This window comes from Nocardia sp. NPDC059228, from assembly GCF_042754245.1.
In the GTDB taxonomy this organism is placed as follows: Bacteria; Actinomycetota; Actinomycetes; order Mycobacteriales; family Mycobacteriaceae; genus Nocardia.
In genome coordinates, this window is sequence record NZ_JBHZAL010000197.1 from 1 (window position 1) to 1013 (window position 1013).

Annotated in this window: 2 protein-coding genes and 1 pseudogene; all 3 read right to left on the minus strand. The window is 66.0% G+C overall.

All coding sequences use genetic code 11. The annotated features are described in order from the left end of the window. Positions 1-12 precede the first annotated feature (12 nt). Positions 13-264, minus strand: a complete 252-nt coding sequence (locus ACFXKA_RS43455) for a hypothetical protein (RefSeq protein WP_379431978.1) — start codon at positions 262-264, stop codon at positions 13-15. Between the two features lie 252 nt (positions 265-516). Further along, a complete protein-coding gene (locus ACFXKA_RS43460; RefSeq protein WP_379431979.1) occupies positions 517-657 on the minus strand; it encodes a hypothetical protein in 141 nt (46 codons plus the stop codon). Between the two features lie 23 nt (positions 658-680). Then, positions 681-962 (minus strand): annotated as a pseudogene (locus ACFXKA_RS43465) (DUF4279 domain-containing protein); the annotation flags it as partial. Between the last annotated feature and the right edge of the window lie 51 nt (positions 963-1013).

The window sequence follows — 1013 nt, forward strand, 5'->3', positions numbered from 1 at the left end:
GTGTGTGGCAGATCAGTCGATGCCGTAGCGGGCGGCGATGGCGTCGACGCGGTCGAGCAGGTCGTCGAGTTCGTCGAGAACCTTCTTGTCGCGCCAGCGGGCGGCGATTCCACGGTCGAACCATCCCTCGTCCAGATCCGGCTCGCGCCCGGGTGCGGTCGGGGCGAGCAGGTGGCCGGTGGCGATCTCGCGATCGCCGATGGCCGCAGCGGGTCGAGTTCGCCGATGAAACCGTGCGCCAGGCCGCGCTCGTCGAACCCGCACAGCAGCGGCTGCCCCACGTACTCGGAGAGAAACGCAACTGCCCCGCCCGCCCGAACAACGAATCATCCACCCCGAACGCACTATTCTGCCGCGACCCGGTCGTTCGGGACCCGGCCGCAGGCCCGTCGGCGAATGCATGCACATGCGGAGTTCCGTGCGATCTGGGCCGCAGGGTTGGGCTGCCCGTGGCGTACCGCTCAGGTGGGTCTTACTTGGGCGGTCCACGCGCGCAAGTTGATCGTCATACCTGCCTCATAAAACATCTTGCGGCCCGGGCGGGTACAGGTCGAGGACGATGTCGAGTCCCAGTGCGGCGACATCGGCAAGCAGGTCAGCGGGCAGTGCGCCGCCGCCCTGACCGTTTTGGCTGCCGAAGCCGAGGAACAATTCCATCTCGCAATCAGCGTAAGGCTGGCCAGTTCCTCGCCACACCCGCTCAGTAACCCGACCAGCGCTCGGACGTGGTCGGCGAGATCACTGTCGTTGGGCAATCCACTGCGCCGGATCCAGAGACTGTTCTTGCGTCGCGCACCGTCCGGATTTCGGGGATTCACCAGGCTGCCTTGCTCGAACTGTCTATCCCCCACGATGCCCAGGCGCGCCGAGATCTCGCTCGCGGTAACCGTCGAACTCGCTAGACGAATCGACCCAGCCTGAGGTTCCCCCCGGATGGTGGACAGGGGGCTTACGAGTTTCAGGCGGCAGCCGCTCGGAGTGAGCGTTCGAAGGTGTCGGGGCTTTGCATCGCG

What these genes read in the sequence shown, in the direction of transcription:
- ACFXKA_RS43460 (WP_379431979.1), bottom strand. Translation starts at nt 657, where the DNA reads ATGGAATTGTTCCTCGGCTTCGGCAGCCAAAACGGTCAGGGCGGCGGC.